This window comes from Micromonospora sp. NPDC003241 (genome assembly GCF_053589795.1).
The window spans coordinates 12074-34334 of record NZ_JBSFSO010000035.1 but is presented as its reverse complement, the minus strand read 5'-3'; the positions used below and the strand labels follow the sequence as shown (position 1 = coordinate 34334).

Genomic DNA, 22261 nt, shown 5'->3' with positions numbered 1-22261 from the left:
GGTGCTGGTCAGGGAGTGAGGTCGCGCATCCGGACGATCTCCACGCCCTGCTCGGTGGCGACCGAGGTGGCGAACTCCGACATGCGTTGGTCGAGGCCGACCTTGAGCAGGTCGGTCGCCATCACCACGGCGCCCTCGTGGTGTTCGGTCATCATCCGCAGGAAGAGACGGTCGAAGTCGACGCCCCGGGCCGCGGCGAGCCGGCCCATCGCCTCGGGCGACTGCATGCCCTTCATCGTGGCGTGGTCGTGCCCGGACACCTCGGTGGTGAGGTGGCGCTCGGCCAGCCAGGCTCGCAGCACGCCGATCTCGGGTCGCTGGCCGGCGCGGATCCGGTCGGCCAGGGCGCGTACCCGGGGGTCGGCGGCCCGGTCCGGGGCGAGCGCTGACATCTCCAGCGCCTGCTCGTGGTGCGGGATCATCATGCGCGCGAACCAGGCGTCCAGGGTGTTGAACCGTGGTGGCGAGTCGTCGCGCACCTCGGTGCCGGGCCGCTCGACGGCCGGTTCGCCGGGACGTCCGGGCACGATCACCAGTGGCGCGTCCGGATCCGGCGACGAACCGACCGACGACGAGGCCTCGGCGGCGGCGGGCGCCGGCCCGGGTGGCGCGGACTCGTCGCCGTCGCGCAACGCGAACGCCGACACCGCGAGTACCACCACGACCGATGTGACGACAGCCAGCAGGCGTCCACGTCGGGCGGTCATGCGACACCCCCTCAGGGTCGAGGTCGCAGCGATCGTATCCATTCACGATGTTTGCTAGATGTGAGCCAGGTCACATCGATGAGCGTCGTCGCGGAGTTATGGTACGGCCCATCGCCACTCGCCTCTCGAAGGGCATCGCCGATGGTCGGATCGACCCCGCCGCGGGGGCGGCAGCTACGCGTCGTCAGCGTGGCCGCCACCGGGCTCCTCCTCGCCAGCATCGCCGTCGCCTCACCCGGCAACGCGCAGACGGTCACGCGGACGGCCACCGAGTCCGCCGCCGTCGAGGCACCCCTCGGTGTCGACGAGATCTCCCACAGCCCCAACCTCACACAGATCGCCAACCTGCCCAAGCAGGCCCCGTTCGACACCACGGCGGCGCTCGGCACCGACATCGCCTTCCAGGGCAAGTACGCCTTCGTCGGCAACTACGACGGCTTCGTCATCTATGACGTCGCCAAGCCGAGCAAGCCGAAGATCGTGTCGCAGGTGCTCTGCCCGGGCGCGCAGAACGACATCTCCATCTATGGTGACCTGCTCTTCCTGTCGACCGACGCGTCCCGCAGCGACGACTCGTGCAGCAGCGTCTCCCAGCCCGCCACGATCAAGGAGTCGTGGGAGGGCATCAAGATCTTCGACGTCAAGGACAAGAAGAAGCCGCGCTACCTCAAGGCGGTCGAGACCGCCTGCGGCTCGCACACCCACACGCTGGTGCCGGCGAAGGACAAGAAGTCGGTCTACCTGTACGTCTCCTCGTACAGCCCACAGGCCACCTTCCCCGACTGCCAGCCGCCGCACGACTCGATCAGCATCGTCAAGGTCCCGCTGAAGAAGCCGACCGACGCGGCCGTGGTCGCCACGCCGAACCTCTTCCCGGACGGCGGCTACGAGGGCCGGACGGGCGGATCGGCGACCAGCGGCTGCCACGACATCACCGCCTACCCGGAGAAGGACCTCGCCGCCGGGGCGTGCATGGGTGACGGCGTGCTGCTGGACATCAGCAAGCGGGAGGCCCCGCGCGTCCTGCACACGGTGCGCGACACGGTCAACTTCGCGTTCTGGCACTCGGCCACCTTCAACAACCGCGGCACCAAGGTCGTCTTCACCGACGAGCTCGGCGGCGGTGGCGGAGCCACCTGCAACGAGGAGATCGGCCCGAACCGGGGCGCCAACGCGATCTACGACCTCACCGGCCGGGGCGACAACCGCAAGCTGGAGTTCCGCAGCTACTTCAAGATCCCGCGCACCAACGGCGACACCGAGAACTGCGTGGCGCACAACGGCTCGCTGATTCCGGTCCTCGGCAAGGACATCATGGTCCAGGCCTGGTATCAGGGCGGCATCTCGGTGTGGGACTTCACCGACTCCCGCAAGCCCAAGGAGATCGGCTTCTGGGAGCGGGGCCCGCTCTCGGACAGCCAGCTGGTCGTCGGCGGCTCCTGGTCGGCCTACTACTACAACGGGCACATCTACTCCTCCGACATCCAGAAGGGGCTGGACGTGCTCGAACTCAACGACTGGCGAACGTGGTCGGCCAAGCTGGTCCACTACCGCGAGTTCAACGTCCAGACCCAGCCCAGCTACCTGAGCTGGTAGCACCACCCGCGCCCACCGGGCCCGGTCCCCTGCTCGGGGGCCGGGCCCGGTCACGTGTACGGGGCGGAAGCGGTCAGACGCACCCCGCGTCGTGTTTTGCCCCGTCCGTCCCGGGTACCTCGTCCGGCACGTTCCGTCACGCAGTTAAGGGGTGCAGCAATGGCGCGGACCGAGTACCACGTGGTGCCGAACGGCGACGGCTGGAAGGTCGAGCAGGGCGGGACCGTCGTCGGCACGTACGACACGAAGCAGCACGCGGTCGACGCGGGGCGGAAGGTGGCGCACGGCAACGAGCCGAGCCAGCTCGTGGTGCACACCGCCGACGGTCAGATCGAGACCGAGTACACCTACCAGGACGACCCGTACCCGCCCGCCGGCTGACCGCGATCCCCCCGGCGGCCTGCCGACCGCACCGATCCCGGTGCCGCCGGCAGGCCGCCATCGTGTCTGCGCCACGATCCCGGCGGGCCGCCGCCGCACTCCGCAGGTCTCCGGCTCGCCGCCGTCGCGTCCGGGGCGGCACCCGCCCGCGCCACCGTCGCACGACCCGGCGGTACCGGTCGTCACCTCGCCCGGCACCCGAGCGGATGAGGCCGCCCGGCCGTGCGAAGATGCGCCGTGACCTCCCCAGAGGCTGTCCCGGCCGGACCCGGCCGACGCCGGCCGCACCCGCTCGACGTGATCGCCGTCGGGCTGGCCGTCCTGGGTGCCGCGTGCGTGGCGACCGGTCTGCTGCCCCGCGCCGACGCCGCCGACACCCTCGCCCGCGTCCTGCCGCTGCTGGTCTTCCTCGGCACCGTGGTGGTCCTCGCCGAACTGACCGCCGCCGCCGGTGTCTTCGACGTGCTCGCCACCCGGCTGGCGGTCGCCGCCCGGGGCCGCTGGCCGCTCCTGTTCGCGCTCTGCGTCGGCTTCGCCGCGCTCACCACCGTCGTACTCAACCTGGACACCACGGCGGTGCTGCTCACGCCGGTGATGCTCGCGCTGGCGGTCACCCTGCGCACGGCGGTGGCCCCGCTGGCGGTCACCACGGTCTGGCTGGCGAACACGGCGAGCCTGCTGCTGCCGGTCTCCAACCTGACCAACCTGCTGGCCGCCGACCGGATCGGACTCGACCCGCTGGCGTACGCGAGCGTCATGTGGCTGCCCCAACTGGCCGCGCTCGCGGTCACCACGGTCCTGCTCTGGTACTTCTGGTGGCGACGCGACCGGCCCACCGACGGCCGGTTCCCGCCACCGCCGGTGCACCGACCCGCCGACCCGGTGCTCTACCGCACCGCGCTCGTCGCCTGCCTGCTCTTCGTCGGCGCGATCGCGGCCGGCGCACCGGTCGGCCTGGCCTCGGCGGTCGCCGCCGGCCTGCTGCTGATCGCCTTCGCCTTCCGCTCCCCCGGTACGCTGCGCCCCGCCCTGCTGCCCTGGCGGCTGCTGCTCTTCGTCACCGGCCTGTTCCTGGTGATCCAGACCATCGGCGCGTTCGGTCTGAACGACCTCGTCGCCCGCCTCGCCGGTGACGACGGCGGGGTGCCCGGCCTGCTGCGCGCGGGCGGCACCGGCGCGCTGCTGTCCAACCTGGTCAACAACCTGCCCGCCTACCTGGCCGGCGAGGCGGTGCTGCCCGCCGGTGACCGGCAACGCCTGCTCGCCCTGCTGATCGGCACCAACATCGGCCCGCTGGCGCTGCCGTGGGCGTCCCTGGCCACCCTGCTCTGGCTGGAGCGCTGCCGGGCCGCCCGGGTACGGGTGCCGGTGGCCCGCTTCCTCGCCACCAGCGCCGCCGTCGCGACCCTCGGCACCCTCGCCGCCGTCAGCGCCCTCCTGCTCACCACCTGACCCGCCCGCACCCCCACGACGAGGCCGGGTCAGCCGGGCAGGGGTGCCTCGTCGCCCCGGGTACGGCGTGGGGTGACCAGCCGGCGGACCATCGGGGTGGCGTTCCAGCGGGCCGCGCCCACCAGGTCACGCGCGTGCTCCAGCACCGTGTAGTCCGGTCGGGTCCGGCCGGCGGCGATCGCCGCGTCCAGGTCGTTGCCGCAGCGCGTCAGCACGCTGTCGAAGTCACGCCGGACCGGTTCCAGCAGGTCGTAGCCGAACGAGCGGTGCAGGCGGGCGAAGAGCGGCTTGTACAGCCGGGCCCGCTCGTGCAGGCCCGAGGAGTACGACATCGGGTTCTTGGGACGGCGCCGGATGTACTCCGGCAGCAGGTCGGCGAAGGCCCGGCGGACGATCCACTTCTCCTGACCGTCGCGCATCTTGAGGTCGAGCGGCAGCCGCATGGCCAGCTCGACCAGGGCCAGGTCCAGGAAGGGCACCCGAGCCTCCACGCCGAAGCCCATGCTGGTGCGGTCGACCCGCTGCAACTCGGTACGACACAGGTTGCGGATCTTGTGGAGGAACAGCCGACGGGACGCCGCCGGGCCGACCTCGTGGTACATCGGGTAGCCGCCGAACAGCTCGTCGGAGCCGTCCCCGGTGAGCACCACCTTGACGCCCAACTCGCGCAGCCGACGGAAGATCGGCACCGAGACCACCGCGTTGATGATGTCGCCGTACTCGGTCAGCTCGGAGATCCGGATCGCCTCGCGCACGTCGGCGAGGCGGATGTCGCGCGGACGCAACTCGACCACCTCGTGCGGCACCCCCAGTTCCTTGGCCAACCGCCGGGCGTACGCCAGGTCGGGGCTGCCCGGCGCGCCGACGGTGACCGCGACGCAGTCCGGGTGCGCCTGTGCCGTGTGCAGCAGCGCCAGCGAGCTGTCCAGCCCGCCGGAGAGCACCACGCCCACCGTGAGGTCGGTGTCCAGGCGTACCCGGATGCTGTCGGTGAGGGTGTCCCGGACGAGCAGGGCGGCCTCGTCCGGGTCCGTCACCGGCGGCAGGTCGGCGCCGAGGGAGAGCAGGTCCACGTACGGGCGGAGCCGGACTCGGTGCTCCCCGTCGACCCAGCCGTGGTGCCCCGGCGGCACCTCGGTCACCGGCGCCCGCGCCGGGACCAGCGCCTTGACCTCGCTGGCCACGTGCAGACATCCCGGTACGCGGGACCAGTACAACGGTTTCACGCCGAGCGGGTCCCGCACCAGGTACACCCGGCCGGTGGCCCGTTCCACGACGGCGAAGGCGTACTCGCCGCGCAGCCGGGTGACCATCCCCTCGCCCCAGCGCTCGAAGGCGGCGAGCACCACCTCGGTGTCGCTGGCGCTGGTGAAGCGGTGGCCCAGGGCGGTCAGCTCGGCGCGCAACTCGTGGTGGTTGAAGACCTCGCCGTTGTAGCAGAGCAGCCACCGCTCGTCGGCGGAGAGCCAGGGCTGGACCGCGCGGTCCCGGTCCACCACGCGTAGTCGCCGGGTGCCGGCGAGCAGACCGCTCTCGGACCGTGTCTCGGTCACCTCACCGCGCGGGACCAGCGCGGCGAGCATCCGTCGGAAGATCGCCGGGTCGGCCTCCGGACCGACGCTCAGCGCGATGCCGCACATCGTCAGATCCCCATCTCTGCCTCGTACGCCCGACGCAGCCGCCGCGTCGCCGAGGGCGCGAGGCAGATGTGCCAGGCCTGCCCCTCGTCGATCACGTTGAGCTCGCCGGAACGCTGCCGGTCCAGCAGGATCCCGGCCAGCGTGTCCCGCGCGCCGAAGCGCTCGTACCAGGTCATCTCCACGTCCACCGCCCAACCCAGGCAGTGCCCGCTCGGCACCATCGCGGCGTACCCGAGACGGCGCAGCCGGTACTGGTGCTCGGCGCTGCGGACCAGGCTGGTCACCCAGAGCGGCGGAGTGCCGACCGTGGTGGCCGCGGTGAACTCCCGGCCGATGTCGTTGAGCAGCGCCACGACCTCCCGCCGGGCCCGGCGGAACAGCAACCCGGCGGTACGCGGGGTGGCGTCCGGCAGTACCCGGCGACGCACCGCCCGTACGCCACGGCCGAGCACCGTGCGGGGCTGTTCGGTGTAGCGGAACCGCAGCAGCCCCCGGCGACGCAGCCACTCCAGGTCGACGAGTTGGGCGCTGTGGTGCACCTCGGCGTCGGTGACGAAGGTGGACGCGTCACGCCACCACATCACGTCGATGCGCGACAGCAGATAGATCCGCACCAGCGCGGCCAGGTCGCTCGCGGAGCTGCGGGCGTTCGGCTGGTACCGGGCCATCTCCAGCAGCAGGGTCTCCCGCGCGCCGATCAACCCCTGGGGGGTGTCGTCGAGCACCGCGGCGATGGCCGGCTCCCGCAGCCGCTGGTCGATCAGCACCTGGCGGGCCTTGGTGCTGCTCGCCGACGCGAGCGCGCCCACCTCGACCAGCAGCTCCCCCACGGCCTCCCGGTAGGCGTCCAGGTCCGGCCCAGCCGGGGAGGAGTTCGCGGGGCCCCGCACTGACATGCGACGCCCGACCGGTGCCGCGTACGGGACAGGAGGACGCGGTTGCTGCCGTCTGGGGCTACGATTGGGCACACGCATGGCCGGTCCTCCCTCAGTCGCGACATCACGGTGTATGTCACCCTCTGCGGCACCGTAACCACGCAGACGGGAAGGACCCCGAACAATCCTTCTGTATTCCTCCCTAAGGGGTCAGAACAGACCTCAACGCACGGTCATCCTGGTGAAAACGGTCCCGGCCAGCCTTGCGGGCCGGCCGGGACCGATCAGCTCTTGACTCTGCCGGTGGCGGCAGAGTGTGGTGCTCGAACGACATCTCGGCGACCTCGGCGCCACGCAACCCCGCACCGCGATCCAGACGGCGCTCGGCCAGACCGATCGCGCCGTTGCGGTTCCGGTAGGCGATGACGAAGGACTGCGTGCTTCCAGTGGAGATCGTGGCCACGGTGGGATCGGTGGCGACGTTCAACGGGCGTCCACGGGTCCGGGTTGAGTGACCGCCACTGTCCCCACTCCCCGCACCGGAGTGCGCCGTCGGGATAGTAGAGCGCCGTCCTCACCGTGCTGGTGGTGGACCGCGCAACCAGCCGTACCGCGTTGTCACTCTCCTCGACCACGGCGACCTGACCGGCCAGGCCGGCGACACCGAGGCTCGTCCAAGACCAGGCGGTCCCGGCCTGGCGGTAGTGCCATAGGCGACCGTCCGCGTCGACGGCGAAGAGGACCTCGACGGGGCTACCGCCGTTGTCGAGGCGCACCCCTGTGGGCGGCCCAGCCATGGAACCACCGAGACTCGACGGCGCTTCGAAGACACCGCCGGCAGCGGACGTCTCGGCGGCAGACCAGATGTTGGTGCCGATGTTCTGCGCCGCCACCTGGACCTTGCTGTCGGGACGCTGGTGAAGCGACGGCAGACCGGTGTACGCCTGTTGACCGGAGATGGCCGTCCAGGCGATGAATCCCCAGGAGCTCGGAGCGGCCGAGCCCATCCGCAGCACTCCCGCATTGTCGGTGTAGGCGAACGTCACCTTGCGGACCGCCGTGCCGTCCGGTGAGCCCTGCATCACTGTCGTACGGGTGAATGGTTCCGGCGTGAGCTCCTGCACCGGGCTCCTGCACCGGGTTGGCGAACCAGCCCTGGAGGTCGACCACCACGTGCAGCGTGTCGCTACTGCCGTTCGGGATCCTGATCTTGCCCTCGGTGCCGACCTTGGTGACGGTGAGGCTTCCCCTAGCCACCTGGCCGGTGCTGAAGTTCGTCACCGAGGCACTGTTAGCGGTCGCCCCGAGCGGCCAGACCTCAGGTAACCGTTGTTGCTCGGGCTGGCCGCAGTGATGTTCAGTAGCGCGGCAGCGATACCCCGAGTCGGCAGACCGTTGGTACCGCCGATCGCCACGTCGACCGTCCCGTTGGCGGGTATCGGCGTTCGTGCCCCGACACTTCGGGTGTCCAGCAGCCGGCTGGCCGCCAGCGTGCGCAGACCGGCACCGGTGGTCGGCGCGGCCGTGAAGTAGTCCTGCACCGAGATGACTATGTGGACACTGCCACTACCACTATTAGTGATCACTACCCGACCGTCGGCGGGCAGCTTCACGCTCATGCCCATTGACGTCATGCCCATCTGATAATCCAGGGCGTTCGCGGCGCCGGCCTGGTTCGCCGGTGCGATGGTGACGAAGCTCGTCGTGGTCGCGCCCGTCACCACCACGTCGATCATCGCCACCGAGGCACCGGTGGGAATGACACCACCGGTCAAGGTGACCGTACGGGTACCACCGCTCGCACCGATCGGTCCCGTCGTGGTGCCGAGGCCGCTGCGGGTATCGACGACCTGGACAGGGGCGATCAGCACGAAGCCCCCGCCCGTAGTGGTCGTGACACTGGTGAAGTAGCCCTGCACGTCGAGCTTGACGTGCGTACTGCCGCTGTGGTTGTAGAGGCTGAGCTTGCCGTCGCTGCCGGGGCAACGACGACCGAGTTGGTCAACACCTCATCTTTGGACACGTTGAGCGAGGCCACGATCGGCCGGGTCTCACCGTTCGGGAAGACCGTCAAGTAGGTGTTCCCAGACGGGGTGACGGCGGTGACGTCGATCAGCAGGGCCCGCACTCCGCTCGTCGGCACCCCGCCCACGCCAAGCGCGGTGAAGGTCGTCGTGGACGCCGCGCCACGCGCCCCCGTCACTCCACCTACGCCGCTACGGGTGTCCAACAGAACGGTATTGACTGGAACGAAATGCCCACCTCTTCCGGCCGCATCGGCACCCGCCGGCCCCGCCGGAACCACAAGCACCGGCCCTAAGACCAACGACGCGGCTGTCGACACGATCATCACTCAAGGTTTCTGAATCCTACCCAAAATCCACCTATCGCCTCAATCAAACGCCAGCCGCTAAACGAAAAGAACCAATTCCCGGTAAGCTAACCACGATATTTATCCGGAAATTCCTCGTCACGCATCTGCTAGGGCGCATGTGACGCCAACTAGAAGTCGAGAGAGCTCAACTTCGATCAGAGGCGTGTTCGGGGAAACAATACCATCAACATTGAACAAAACGACGAACTTGAGTTGAGGTATCCGAAAAATCATGAATCAACTCCATCCGACAGCCCGGCGTCGGCCAGCGTAGGTTGAAATCCACGGCCTACCGCCCAAGCCTCGGCCCTCACCAGGAGGCCGCCCACTTCAGCAGGAGAGAGTTTGAGATCAGCTGCGATCGACGCAAAGAGCAGCATCTTCAACCCCTCACGCCTATCCCCAGAAATTCCGACCAATGACACGTGCTCACCCAGCGCATCGCGCATCACCAACTCCACCTCGTCGACGTCAAGGCGAGAACCCTTAAAGCGTGCCACCATCCTGCGTGCACACTTTCTTATGTCAGTTAGGCTCGGAGAGTCACCAAACCGCTCCGCCAAGGCGACGGCCAGGGCACCATCAACTACACCTGCCGCATCTATCCAACGTGCAGTCGCCAACCCTTCCCTCAGTCGCTCCTGGGCGGATCGGTCGCCCCGAATCGTAGCCAGGATAAACTGCGCCATTAGCGTCCTAGGACCATTATTCGGGTTCATGGACGATGTCTCCCCTTATAGCCACCACGCAGGACATGTCTAATTCCTATTCCGAACGCATACAGCACGATCCCAACGTTACTGACGCCGTCACCTACGGCCACATCCGCAATCTGCGGACCTCCAACGTTTTGATATACCTCGGCAAAGAACTCGGCACCCCCCTCGACGCTATCAACACGGCGCTCGATCTTATCTCTCCGCGCCTGATTCGGCGCATCAAAATCCGGCCGGCTGCGATCAACGACGACACCTTCGCCGTCAACCTCGAAGCGGGGAGATTTCCCGCATCGACAATCTTCAAGGTGTCCGGCGAGTTGGCCGCCGCAATTGTGTACGAGAACAGAAGTTTCAGCGGCCGCCACATAGTACGTGTGGATTTCGTCGACGGTGAGGTTGTGGACCTGCTGTTGCTCGATCCACTTCCGGACGGCCACCACAGAGGCAGGGCGGTGGTCGGCGGTCTCGAAGACGTAGCCGGGCCGAAGATCCTTCGCGTCGACCCAGCGGCCCTCGCTCGCCACCCAGAACGGGTGTTCGTCGGTGGCCGTGAGCTTGCCGGTCTGGTCACCCTTGTCACCGTCGGTGTCCACGGTGATCTCGACCAGGTTCTTGCTGCCCGATCCGACGATCAGAGCGGTGACCGGTCGGATGGCGGTCCGGCCGGTGGTCGGGTCGGTGGCGACCACCTCGTCGCCGACCCTGACCTCGTCGATTCGCTTGCGGCTGCCGTCGGCCATCAGCACCCGGGTCTCCGGGGTGAAGCTGTTCCGGCTCAGGCAGCTCTTGCCGACGAGACCGCGACCGATGCTGCGAGCCTCCGCCATGCCCGCGCTGACGGCCTTGCCACCGGCGGCCCGAAGTCCGCCGCCGAGGGCGCGTACGCCTGCGCCGAGTGCTTGGCCCGCGACGGAACCCAGCGCACCACCGACCGCACCGGTCAAGGCGCCCAGCGCAGCGGTCCCGACCAGGTCGAGGCCGCGCTTGCCGTTCATGTAACCGGTGACCGCCGAGCCGACTGCCCCGGCCAGGGCCCCGCAGGCCACCGCGCCGACACCGGTCCAGCCGATCGCCGCGCCGCAGCCCAGGCCGACGACCGCGCCGACGGCGAAGCCGGCGATCTCGGCGGCGTGGTCCTCGACGAACTGGGTCGCCCTGTCCCACATCTCGCTGGCGCCCTCGACCAGGGGTGCGAGCTTCTCCGCCGCGGCGAGCATGAGGTTCTGCCGGAACTTCTCCGGGTCCTTGATCGCCTGTGCGGTGACCGCGACGACGCTCGCCGCCACCTTGACGCCGGCCGACACCAGCTTCGCTGCCGCGATCAGCGGCTTGGTCAACGCCTTGACCACCGGTAGCTTGGTGAACTTGATGGCCTGCCTGACCGCGGCCTTGGCGGTGTTCATGACCGCGACCTTGGCCTGGTGTATTCGTTGGGCTACGGCCTGGGCTTGTTGTCGTGCCCAGTCCTTGAAGTTGCCGTTGCGGATGGCGCTGACGCCCTCGCTGACCTTGCGCACCACGGTCTGTACACCGCTGGCGACCTTGTTGGCGACCCAGCTGATGCCGTTGCCGATCGCTTTCAGCGCGGACCGACCGAAGTTCCAGACTGCGGTGGCGGCGCTGCGCACGCCCTGGTACGCGCTGTAGGCGAAGTTGCTCACGGCACTACTGACGGTCGAGACCGTGTTGGTCACGGCACGGCCGACTCGCTTCATCCACCGTGGCCAGTGGCCGTCTGGGTCGTCGAAGTCGAGCGGCGCGCCGGCGGCGTAGGTGTACCGGTTGGCCAGGATCGACTCGCCGCCGCTGTAGTTGACGCTGTCCCGTGAGGTGAAGGTGCCGGTGCCGGGGTTGTACCAGCGGGCACCCATGTCGACCTGACCGGTGTCCGGATCCGTCCAGTCCCCCTGGAAACCCAGGTTGCCGGTGTTTCCGGCACTCTCGATCTTCTTGCCGAACGGGTCGTACGCGGTCGAGTCGTTCAGTGACGTGAGGGTGGTGTTGGCCGGATCGAAGGCGGCGACCACATCGCCGTGCGCGTCGGTCAGCGAGAGCCGCTCGGTGCTGCCCCGACTCGTAGCGACCAGCTCGCCGGCCGGTCCACGGGCGAAGTACTCCACCCCGTCGGCGACCACATTGTCGTCGAGGCCGGCGTAGGTGAAGGCCATCCCGTTGCGGGACACCACCCGGTCCAGGCCGTCGTAGGCGTAGTTCTGGTCCTCCGCGACGGTGAGCCGGTCGAAGGCGTCGAAGGAGTACGGCTCGGTCAGGCCGGAACTGGTGCGGCTGCGCAGTGTGCCACGGGCGGTGTAGGCATAGGTGTAGTCACCGTCGGACAGCAGCCGGTTGCGCTCGTCGAAGGTGGCGGTCTTGGTGCCGGCGCGGATCCGGTTGCCGCTGTCATCCCATTCGTAGTCGACCCGGCCCGCCGGGCCGCTCCAGGAACTGAGGCGGCCGGCCCTGTCGTATGTGTAGGTGTTGTTGCCGGCACCCGCCGTCCCGGTGTTGTTCTTGCTGGTCAGATGCCCGTTGAGGTCGAATCCGTACGTGATCTGGGCGACCACCGACCCGGTTCCGTTGCGGAGGGTGTCAGTCGTGAGGCGGCCGAAGTCGTCGTACCCGAAGCTGCGGACCCGCCCGGCACCGTAGTCGACGGTCTTCACCGCGCCGGTGGCGTCGTAGCCGATTTGCTGGCGCTGTCCGGTGACCGAGTCGGTGAGCGAGTCGAGCCGACCCTTCACGTAGCCGAAGGTGGCGGTGCCGGTGACGTCGGTCCGGGTGGTCATCTGACCGTCGAGGTCGTAGCCGAAACTGGCGGCACCGGAGGGACCGGCGCTGGCGAGCAGGGCCCCCCGGTCGTTCCAGGTGTAGGTGTTGGTGCCGTTCGGCGCGTTGACACTGACGAGGCGGCCCGCTCGGTCGTACCTCAGGCTGCGGGCCGCAGTGGAGGTCTCACCGCCGGAGCCGGTCTCCTCCGTGAGCCGTCCCGCCGCGTCGTAGGTCCGTTGCCGGCTGACGCCGCCCGGTGCGCTGAGCCGCACCGCGCGGCCCTCGGCGTCGTAGCCGACGGTCCAGGTGCGATCGGCCGCGGCCGGGTGGGCGGTGGTCGCCGGCTCGATCGCCGACTCCGGCAGGCCGAGGGTGTTGTACGTGTAGACGGTGGAGTTGCCACGGCCGTCGGTGTACCGGGTCCGGTTGCCGGCGACGTCGTAGCCGAAGCTGGTGGTGATCGACTTTCCGGCGGACACGGGCTCGATCTGCCGCACCAGTCGACTCGCCGCGTCGTACTCGTACCGGGTGACCGTGTCGTACGGGTCCTTCGACGAGGTCAGGTTGCCGGCCGCGTCGTACTCGTACGTCTGACTGCGCAGGATCGTGCCGTCGGAAGTGAGGTTGGCGTCGCTGACGCGGTTGCCGAAAAGGTCGTACCCGATGCGGGTGGTCCGGCCCAGCGCATCGGAGGCACGGACCTGCCGCCCGGCGTGGTCGTAGCCGAAGAGAGTCGCCTCGCCGGTCGGCGCGGTGCTGCGGATGACGTCGCCGACCGTGTCGTAGGCGTTGACCGTCGTGGCGCCCGACGGCGACACGATCGAGGTCAGATTGCTGTTGTCGTCGTAGACCATCCGGGTGACGAGGTTCTGGGTGACCGGATGGCGCTCCACCCGGGTCAGGGTGATTTGGCGGTCCAGGTCGTCGTAGGTGGACTCGATGACGGCGCCGGTCGGGTCGGTGACCGACAGCACCTCTCCGGTGCGGGTGTAGGCGTACCGGGTGACCGCCCGGTCGGCGTTGGTCGACGCTGGTTCGTCCCGGGTGACCAGGCGGTTGAGCTGGTCGTAGCCGAGACGGGTGGTGCCGCTCGGATCGATCCGCTCGACGACGTTGCCCAGCCCGTCGTAGGTGCTACGGGTCTCCGGCGTGATCAGTTCGGTGACGCCCGGCGGCAGGTACGACGGGGCGACGACCCGCTTCGACCGACCGAGCTTGTCGTACTCCGTTCGGGAGATCTGCCCCCGGGGGTCCCGGACGGCGATCTGCTCGCCGAAGGTGTTGTAGCTGATTCCGACCTCGGGGCGGGCTGTGGTCGGGGCGGCGCCGTTGCTCTCCACCGCGACGGCCGGGCCGGTCGAGCCGACCGGGCGGCCGAGTTCGTCGTAGCGGAAGGTGCTGGTGAAGGCCGCAGGATCGGCGCCGCTGACGTTGCCGCGCGGGTCGGTGACAGAGAGCCGCAGGCCACGGCGGTCGTACGTGTAGCTGGTGCTCCGGGTCTCGGTGCCGGCGACGACCCGCTCGGTGAGCAGGTTGCCGTCGTTGTCGTAGGTGTAGTCGACGGTCTCGTTGACAACGGGCACGAGCCACGGCACGTTGGACGCCTTCCCACTGTGGGTGGTCCGGCGGACGTTGCCGTTGGCGTCGTAGGTCATGGTGGTGGTTCGGGCCAGGCCGGCCGGGTCCAGCACACTGGTGAGCACCTTGCCGGCCCGGTCATAGGTGAACTGGCTGGTCCGGGTGCCGTTGGCCTCGACCTTCCGGGTGAGGTTGCCGGCCGCGTCGTAGGTGTTCTCCTCGACGACGTAGTCGCGCTTGGTGCCGTCCGGATTCCGGAAGCCCTTCATGGTGATCTGGTGCAGAAGATCGTCGCGGTAGTAGGTGTACTCCAGCCGGCGACCCATCGCGTCGGTGTCGCTGGCCAACCGACCCGCGAAGTCGTACGAGTAGGCGTGCAGCACCAGGTAGTCGCCGGTGCCGGTGCCCGGCGCACCGGCGGGGTCGCTGCGCCAGTCCCGCAGCCGCACCTCGGCGATCTTGTTCTGCGCGGTGTATGCCCAGTCGTAGCGGTTGCCGTTGGCATCGACCATGGACGTTCGGTTACCGAAGCGGTCGTAGCCGTAGCCGGTCTCGTTGCCCTCGGCGTCGATCACCTTGACCGGCCGGTTGTACTCGTCGTACTCGGTGGTGGTGACCCGCTCGGGATCGCCTCCCAGCAGATCGCTGACGGTGACGGCGGTGACGTTGCCGTCGGCGTCGTAGTCGTTGGTGGTTCGGCCCTGATGCCGGACGCCGGAGATCGCCTCGGTGGTGACCGGGCCGGTCGCCGTCTTCAACCGGGAGTGCTGGTCGTAGGTGAAGGCGGTGGTGACGCCTGCGGGATATGTGTCCGACACGACCTTCTCGGTGAGCCGACGACCGAGAGCGTCATAGGTGTACTCGGTGACCAGGCCACCCGGCTCGGTGACACGAGCCAGGTCGCCGTTGCCGTAGTAGCTGTAGGTGGTGACCTTCTGTTCACCGTCGGTGCTGCTCCGCAGCAGACCGGCGGGTTGGATACCGCCACCGACCGCCGCCTCCGCACCGATGGTGTACGCGTGCAGCACGACGCTGCCGTCCGGATTGCTCTGTCGGGTCAACTGCCCGTCCACGCCGAACTCGTGACTCGTGCGGTACTGGTTGTCGGTGGGGCCGCTCGACCTCCCGTCGCGGGAGTCGACGGCAAGGTCGAACCGAGGGTCGAGCGGGTCGGTGACGCTGGCCGAATAGGTGTAGTAGTTGGTGGAACATTCAGTGGCGGTACGACACGTCTTACGGGTCGCCATGCGCCCCTGACTGTCGTAGGTCATCTCCACCGAGTCGCCGTTCTCGTTGGTGACCTTGGTCTGATAGCCCTCCCGGTCGTAGGAGTAGCTGCGGATCGCCATCCCGTCGAGCGGGTGCAGCACGAAGACAGGGCCGCCGGAGTTCCCGGGAATGATGGTGCAGAAGGCGGGATCGTTCGGGTCCGGCTGCGTGCAGGTCTCCGTCGGTGGCGGGCTGGGTGGCGTGGTCGGCTCCCCCGGCCGGTCCTCTGGTCGGGTCTCCAGGCCCAACGGGGTGCCGGAACGCACCAGCCGCCCGGCGAGCGCGTCGTACTCGTACAGGTAGGGGCGGTTGGCCGGATCCAGCACCTGGATACTGCGCCGCAGGTCGCTGTCACCGCCGTAGATGGTCGGTGGTCCGATCTTCCAGGTGCCGCCGTTCTCGTCGGTGTACTCCTTGACCCGGTCGGTCGCGGTGTCGTAGGCGGTCTCGCTGGCAACGCGGCCGCTCGGTAGCGTGACCTTCGTGAGCTGCTGCGCGGCGGGCTTGGCGTAGCGGAAGTGGGCGGCCACGGTCTCCGGGCCGAGCGGATGCGAGTAGACGGCGACCTCGTCGACCACGCCGGCGAAATACCGCTGGGCGGTGCTGCCCCAGCCCGGCCAGGAGGCGGGGGCGGTCGCCGAGGCGACGCCGACCTGGTTGAAGGTGAGCAGCGAGTGCTCGATAGTCTGCCCGGTCCGCTCGCCGACCTTGACCCCGTCCAGGTACATGGTCTGGGTGTTGCCCATGGCGTCGAGTACGACGTGGTGCCACCGGTTGTCGTTGACTGCCGTCGCGGAGGTGATGGGCGCGACGGTGCCTCCGGCGAACTGGCCGCGTAGCCGCCCGTCGGTGCCCGTGTAGAGGATCGGGACACCGCTGGTGGCGGCAGTGCCGACAGCCTTGTCCTGGTAACCGATGAGCGGGCCACCGGTCTGCGTCAGCCCGATCTTGAACCACAGCTCGACGCTGGCGTCCCGGCTCTTCTTGAGCAGACTCTTCGGCAGCTCGACGTACGAGGAGGTGCCGTTGAAGGCCGCCGCCGTGTTCGTGGTGCCCTCGACCACGCCCGGCTGGGCCAGCGTCACGTTCCGGTAGGTGGCGGCGTCCTTGCCGAGGTTGATCGCGACGTCGCTGGCCGCTGCGGTGCCCTCGCTCTCACCCAGCCGGTAGTACGAGTCGGGCCGGGCATCGAGCACGGCAGTGCGGTAGTGCGAGCCAGCGGCGTACTCGTAGCTGGTGCAGGCGTTCGTCGGCGAACAGACCTCGGTGAGCAGGTCTCCGAGGTAGGTGTACCGCCAGACGAGCGGTGCACCGTTGACCGTGTCGGTGCGAACCTCGCCGATCCGATTGCCGTTCCAGACGAAGTGCAGGGCGCGACCGGCGGTATTGGTCTGGCTGTTGGAGACCTGCGCCCGCGCCAACTTCCCGGTCATCGTGTCGTAGGTCAGCCGCACCGACCGGCCGCGCTTGTCGGTGATCAGCGTGAGCCTTCCGTTGACGAACTCGTAGGTCGTGCCCGAACGGTCGAGCAGTCGCCAGATGGTGCCGCTCACGGCCAGTCGGGCGACCCGGCCCGAGGGCGGCACGTAAGACCCGTCGGGGTTACGACCGAAACGCACCTCCTGCCCGTCCGGATAGCGGATCACCACATTGCCGGAGCCGTCGTTGTCCGGCGTCAGCTTCATGTCGTACCGGCTGGACCAGCCCGCGCCGAACACGCCGGACGTCCGCGGATCAAGGCTGTTGTAGGTACGAAGCAGGTTGAGCTCCGGCCCGACCGTCGCGACGGCGGCGTCGATCGCCGAGGTGGTGAAGTTGCCGACCTGGGCGTCGAATTCCCGACCGCGTTCCGCCTGCGGCGCACCGGCGATGCGGGACAGCAGGTCAGGTTGGGGCACCGACGGCAGCAGTTCGGAGTCCTGAGACCGGACTTCGCTTGCGGTGTCCTTGACGTACGCCCGCCACAGATAGGACTTGTTCCAGGACAGCCGTCCGGCGGGGACCACCCACGAGTGCCGGTTCAGGTAGCCGGAGTCGGTGCAGTTGGTGACGGCACCGGCGTCGGTACGGTCGCAGACCTCGAACTTGAACGTCAGCGACGATCCCGGCGGGGCGTCGCTGTCCACGGCCCGCGCCCAGAGCAGCGGCGTGAGCGTCGGCGCCCGGTAGCCGTTGTTCGGATACGTCTCCTGCAGAGTGGGCGGCACGTCGAAGACCTGGAGCACGATCCGGCCAGGCGGCACCTGGTGGTCGGTGAAGACCACGCCACCGGTCCGGACCATGGTGAAGTCCAGGAAGTACGCTCCGGGCTCCAGCCGCTTCACGGTGGCGTCCAAGGTGACCTTGGCCCCACGGTTGAGCGTGGCTGGCAGGCTGGCGGCCCGTTGCTGGGTCACTGCCGCGCCCGTGCGCGCGTTGTAGACGCGGTAGGCGAGGTAGTAGTTCGCCGGCGTCCAGTTCTCGGCACCGAGGTTCGTGACCGTGACCTTCACCTTGCCGTCCTGGTTGCGTAGGACAGCCGGCTCCGGCGTCGGCTTGGGGATCGCATACCCCGCGTTGTACGGCGAGTGGGTGATGTAGAGCTTGGGTGGGTTGGCGGTCCCGGTGCCGGCGAACCGCTTCCAGGCCGTCGAGTCGGTCGTCGAGGCCCGCAGCGAGAGACCGTTGTTGGCCTGCTGACCGTTGACCCAGCGCTGAACGAGGTTGCGGCCGGCGACGCCGAGATCGAACATCTCCCCGGCCGCTGGGCAGGCTGATTGAGACTGCCCCAGGCCGATGTGGCCGTGCGCGAAGGATCGGCTGGCCAGTGATCCACCCACGGACGGACCGGGAAACGAGTGGCCGCTGCCCGCGGTCCACGACTCGGTCACCGGGTGGACGCTGACCGGGCGAGGCCGGCAGGAGGCCGCGTCGTAGTTGACCACCGAGAGGGCGACGCCGTGGATGGTGTGGTCACGGAGTTGGGGGACCAACCCACCGAACTTGATGTACGCGGCCGCGTTCTCCTCGATGCTCGAGTTGTTCCGCTTGACGCGGCCCACCAGCAGTTCCTGGCTGCCCGAGATGGAATTGCTGCCGTGGACGAACATGCTGCTGTCCGCGCCGATGCCGGTCACCGGCGGGCCGACCGTGGGATCGACCTCCACCGGGTACTCCCGCTCCGGATCGGCCAGCCACGCTCGGTCCAGCGTCATCCGCAACGCCGGTCGACCACCGGTGTCGAGCAGTTCGTAGCGCACGCCGGTGGAGGTGGCCGGACCTCGGGACCCGGCACCGGCGTCCACCATGTAGCCGGGCGGGATGACGGCCCGTTGTACGCCGTCCTGGTCCGTCAGGACGACCTGGCCGTCGACGAGCTTCGCGGTCAGGTCACGCAACCGCAACGGGAACACGTATGAGGTCGGCGCGGCGGCGGAGTGCAGCACCAAAGTCTCCTTGACCCCGCCGGGGCGCGGTTCAAGGCGCAGGTCCACCTCCGGCCGGACGCCCGGGTAGGTCACCGCGTCGTTGGCGACCTGTCCGGCCACCCCGGCGGCGTCGGCGAGCCGGAACCCGAACTCGGCTCCGCCCTCGAACGTCAGCCGGACCAGGTCGTCCGCGTCGGAGCGGCCGGCTAGCCACACCTGCGTCGCGTCCGCCGAGTTCTGCCAGCCCGAGCCGTCCGGGGCGGACATGAGGGCACTGTCGATGGGTGCCCAACTGCCGTCCAGGCGCCGGAAGTTGAACGGCGCGGCGGAGAATTCGGTGGTCTGGCTGCCGTCGGCGTTGTCGTACACCCGCTTGCGCGCATCCCGCTCGGCGGGCCGCTCCCGGCTGGTGGCCGGGTCGAATCCCTTGGCGGCGCCGGCGGGTCGCTTGGCCACCCGTGCCTCGTTCTGGGGTGGCTTGACCGCCTCTGCCGGCCGGCGCAGCGGGTAGTGACCCCGCTCCGTGGTCGGCAGTTCGCGGTTCACCTTCTGCCGCGCGACGGCGGCGCGCCCGGCCGCCGAGCCCCACTGCTGGCCCGGTTTCGCCCCGGCGGCGGCGACCCCGCCGCCGTCCGGGCTGCGCTGCCCCGCAGGGAGCGGCGGCAGGCCGACCACCCCGCTGCCACCAAGGTTGAGTGTCATCACGCCGGCCAGGGTTGCCGCGACGAGCGGATTCACCGCGGCCGCACGCAGCAGGGCCGCGCGCCCCGCTGGTCGCCTGGACCGGTCGAACGTGCGCCGAAGACCGAAGGACATTGTCAACCCCGGGAATGTGGGAGAAATGGGCGGGTGAGGGCGCCGAAGCGGCGGGATAGCCGTCAGAAGCTGGTGAGATCGGCCTGCTCAAAGCGACACGCTGATATGCGGGACTGCCTGTCCCGGTCAACAGTCAGATGTGTTGGTGTCGGAGGCGTTCGAATAGAGAAGGTCAGACCTCTAGTGCGAATGAGGGCCGCTCCGACAGATTCCTCGAGACCAATACTCCAGCATGCGGATGAAACATAACCTCACACCCCCGTGTGCTGTTCGCCTTCAATGCGCCGCTGTACGGTCTCAGTGCATGCTCGCCGTGTCAAGGAATAATCTCATCGACTTAATCCGACACGATGCCAGCCTGCGAACATCACTCAAAGTTATCGAGCTAGCCTGGACTATCGGGACCATTAATCGTGACTCATCCGACCATGTCCGATATGCACGCCAAGTGGGGCACCCCTTGGCAACCAGGAGCCTAGGGCCGCATGATGAGCGTCATAACCGCGTCGAACCGGGTCCGATCACGTCACACATGAACCGTCGGCCGGCACGACAATGGACCCTCCTGCAGGGTCGAATAATCACGGGGAGGCATTACTTCCATCATGTCCGATACTGGTTCAGTAAACGCGCCGCGTTCTCGAACTTGGCGCAAGGTGAAGCATTTTCTAATGGCAATCGCGGTCGCCACCGGAAGCCTCTCGACACCGCTCGCCGCATCACCGGCACAAGCTGCGGACGGCTTCACATGCTCGGGGGCAGGCACCTTCTTCCGCGTTGCCGATGACGGCCGGGGCAGCATGACAGTGCGCCGGTACAGCACGCCGGGTACGTCTGGCGGGGAGTGGCTAGCAGGCACCAACCCTCCTCCCAGTGTGGGATGGCACGGTTACGGCCGCCTGCTGGGCGGTCCGGACGGCCGGGTCTACGGCATCAATTCGCAGGGGCTTCACCGTCACCGCTGGACCGGCTCCGGGTGGGCCAGCGGCGACCAGGAGACCTGGCGAATGAGCACGGGTTTCACCCAATTCGCCACGGCGGCCAATCGAGACAAGATAACCGTCGATGAATCGGGCGACTTCTATCTGATCGACGCCAACGGCGCATTGCGCTGGTACCGCTACGTCGAGTCGACGAAATCGTGGGCCTTCTCTGGGCGGCTGATCGACAGCGGCTGGAACAAGTACAACCTGTTGGTCGCCACCTCACCCGGGGTGCTCTACGCACGGGACGCCAACGGTCAGCTCTATCGCTACCGCTTCGACCCGGTGGGGCAACGCTGGATCGACCGGGACCGTCTGGTCGGCGGCACCGGATTCGCTGGATTCACCAAGGGTCTCTTTACCGCTGGTGGTGACACCCTCTTCGGCGTCCGGAGCAATGGGGAACTCCATCAGTTCCGTTACCGCGAGGACATTCTGAACTGGGAGTTGACCTACAACCGGATCGGCACCGGATGGGACACCACGATCGCGTCGTTCGCCACCACGAACACCTGCCGCCAGAGCGCGGTCAGCAACCCTCTACCATCGACGCCGGTTCAACCGGACGCCCCGATCGCCGTGCTGCAGGCGCCGGCCGTGAACAGCGCGGTCGGCACCCTGGAGGTCGCCTACGCGGACAACATCGGCCAACTGCGACACGGCCGGGTCGACCCGAACTCCCTCTGGTCGATCCAGTGGTCCGCGGTGCCCGGCGTCGAGGCGTACACCGGCAAGCCGGCCCTGGCCGCGGACGCGCAGAACCGGATGAACGTCTTCGCCCACGAAACCGGCAGCCACATCGCGCAGCTGACCCAGAAGACCCCGGCCATGCCGGACTGGGAGCCCTGGTTCGGGTTGGCCGGAGCAATGAAGTCCGAGCCCACCGTGGTCAGGCTCGCCGACAACAGCCTCGTGATCTTCGCGTCCGACGCGGCTGGCCTGCTCTGGCATCGCCGCCTGAACAGCGACGGCACCCACCCGCTGCCCTGGACGTCACTCGGCGGCACCCAACTGACCGGCACCCCGATCGTGCACGCCGGCGCGGACGGCACGGCGACCATTCTCGGGGTGAACGCGGCCGGTGAGGTGGTCACCGCCACCTGGCGGGCCGGCGCGCTGACGACCGCATGGGTCAGTCTCGGCGGCACCGGTTACCTCGGCACGCCGACCGCCACCGTGCTGCCGGGACGCCGCATGATGGTCCTCGCCCGACACGGCGACGGAGCTGTCCGGGCCCAGCTACAGAACAGCGACGGCACCTGGCCGCGCACCTGGACGGCAGTGGGCGACGGCTCGATCACCCTCGCCGGATCGCCCAGCGCGCTACTCAGCCCCAGCACGGGGCGGGTCTGGGTCTTCGTCCGGGCCACCGACGGAAGCATCTACCGATCACGGCAGACCCTCGCCGGATCCACGACGTGGACCTCCTGGGGGCCGGTCGCCTCGGGTGAAACCTACGTCGCCGATCCGACGGCGTTCACCTGGCAGAACTCGGGCGGGCAGCAGATCGGCTTTGTGACGCGGACCGTCAACTCCAGCGTCCGGCTGTACGCCGGTGACGAGACGATCGACACGGCGGCGGTCCGGGCCAGCCGGACCGCCGCCGGGGACGCGTTCACCCGGCACGATCTTCCGGCGCCACCCGAGCGCTGATCGCACCGCCGGCGGCCGCCGGGTCACCTCGACCCGGCGGCC

Annotated in this window: 11 protein-coding genes; 4 read left to right on the top strand and 7 right to left on the bottom strand. The window is 68.6% G+C overall.

Annotated elements, in window-relative coordinates; genetic code table 11:
• Positions 1–8 precede the first annotated feature (8 nt).
• Positions 9–707, bottom strand: a complete 699-nt coding sequence (locus ACWDVW_RS23775) for a DUF305 domain-containing protein (RefSeq protein ID WP_449952630.1) — start codon at positions 705–707, stop codon at positions 9–11.
• A 141-nt stretch (positions 708–848) separates the two neighbouring features.
• On the opposite strand from ACWDVW_RS23775, the gene ACWDVW_RS23770 reads away from it, so the two are divergent.
• The 3 genes from ACWDVW_RS23770 (at position 849) to ACWDVW_RS23760 (ending at position 4136) form a co-directional block, all read left to right on the top strand.
• Positions 849–2303 (top strand): LVIVD repeat-containing protein, encoded by a 1455-nt coding sequence (locus tag ACWDVW_RS23770; protein ID WP_449952627.1) that lies wholly within the window; start codon positions 849–851, stop codon positions 2301–2303.
• A gap of 159 nt (positions 2304–2462) precedes the next feature.
• Positions 2463–2684, top strand: coding sequence for a DUF2188 domain-containing protein (locus ACWDVW_RS23765; protein WP_449952624.1), 222 nt, complete (start codon positions 2463–2465; stop codon positions 2682–2684).
• Positions 2685–2921: 237 nt separating this feature from the next.
• Entirely contained in the window at positions 2922–4136 is a 1215-nt protein-coding gene (locus tag ACWDVW_RS23760) for an SLC13 family permease (RefSeq protein WP_449952621.1), read from the top strand.
• A gap of 29 nt (positions 4137–4165) precedes the next feature.
• On the opposite strand, the gene ACWDVW_RS23755 is transcribed toward ACWDVW_RS23760, so the two are convergent.
• The 6 genes from ACWDVW_RS23755 to ACWDVW_RS23730 form a co-directional block, all read right to left on the bottom strand.
• The gene (locus ACWDVW_RS23755) at positions 4166–5776 is read right to left on the bottom strand and encodes an asparagine synthetase B family protein (RefSeq protein ID WP_449952619.1); all 1611 of its coding nucleotides are present in this window, start codon (positions 5774–5776) and stop codon (positions 4166–4168) included.
• 2 nt (positions 5777–5778) lie between these two features.
• Positions 5779–6750: a DUF5715 family protein gene (locus ACWDVW_RS23750; RefSeq protein WP_449952616.1), complete on the bottom strand. Its 972-nt coding sequence runs from the start codon at positions 6748–6750 to the stop codon at positions 5779–5781.
• Positions 6751–6853: 103 nt separating this feature from the next.
• The gene (locus ACWDVW_RS23745; protein WP_449952613.1) at positions 6854–7138 is read right to left on the bottom strand and encodes a hypothetical protein; all 285 of its coding nucleotides are present in this window, start codon (positions 7136–7138) and stop codon (positions 6854–6856) included.
• Between the two features lie 790 nt (positions 7139–7928).
• On the bottom strand, positions 7929–8570 hold the full coding sequence (locus tag ACWDVW_RS23740) for a hypothetical protein (RefSeq protein ID WP_449952611.1): 642 nt from the start codon (positions 8568–8570) through the stop codon (positions 7929–7931).
• A 685-nt stretch (positions 8571–9255) separates the two neighbouring features.
• Positions 9256–9528 (bottom strand): hypothetical protein, encoded by a 273-nt coding sequence (locus ACWDVW_RS23735; protein ID WP_449952608.1) that lies wholly within the window; start codon positions 9526–9528, stop codon positions 9256–9258.
• Between the two features lie 212 nt (positions 9529–9740).
• Positions 9741–19469 (bottom strand): LamG-like jellyroll fold domain-containing protein, encoded by a 9729-nt coding sequence (locus ACWDVW_RS23730; protein WP_449952605.1) that lies wholly within the window; start codon positions 19467–19469, stop codon positions 9741–9743.
• Between the two features lie 719 nt (positions 19470–20188).
• Between ACWDVW_RS23730 and ACWDVW_RS23725 the strand changes: the two genes are divergently transcribed.
• Complete coding sequence (locus ACWDVW_RS23725) at positions 20189–22219, top strand: tachylectin-related carbohydrate-binding protein (RefSeq protein ID WP_449952602.1); 2031 nt, start codon at positions 20189–20191, stop codon at positions 22217–22219.
• The last annotated feature ends 42 nt before the right edge of the window (positions 22220–22261 follow it).

Bases quoted from the DNA above. Each gene is read 5' to 3' on its own strand.
- ACWDVW_RS23775 (WP_449952630.1), bottom strand. From the start codon at position 707: ATGACCGCCCGACGTGGACGCCTGCTGGCTGTCGTCACATCGGTCGTG.
- ACWDVW_RS23770 (WP_449952627.1), top strand. From the start codon at position 849: ATGGTCGGATCGACCCCGCCGCGGGGGCGGCAGCTACGCGTCGTCAGC.
- ACWDVW_RS23765 (WP_449952624.1), top strand. From the start codon at position 2,463: ATGGCGCGGACCGAGTACCACGTGGTGCCGAACGGCGACGGCTGGAAG.
- ACWDVW_RS23755 (WP_449952619.1), bottom strand. From the start codon at position 5,776: ATGTGCGGCATCGCGCTGAGCGTCGGTCCGGAGGCCGACCCGGCGATC.
- ACWDVW_RS23750 (WP_449952616.1), bottom strand. From the start codon at position 6,750: ATGCGTGTGCCCAATCGTAGCCCCAGACGGCAGCAACCGCGTCCTCCT.
- ACWDVW_RS23735 (WP_449952608.1), bottom strand. From the start codon at position 9,528: ATGGTGGCACGCTTTAAGGGTTCTCGCCTTGACGTCGACGAGGTGGAG.
- ACWDVW_RS23730 (WP_449952605.1), bottom strand. From the start codon at position 19,469: ATGACACTCAACCTTGGTGGCAGCGGGGTGGTCGGCCTGCCGCCGCTC.
- ACWDVW_RS23725 (WP_449952602.1), top strand. From the start codon at position 20,189: ATGTCCGATACTGGTTCAGTAAACGCGCCGCGTTCTCGAACTTGGCGC.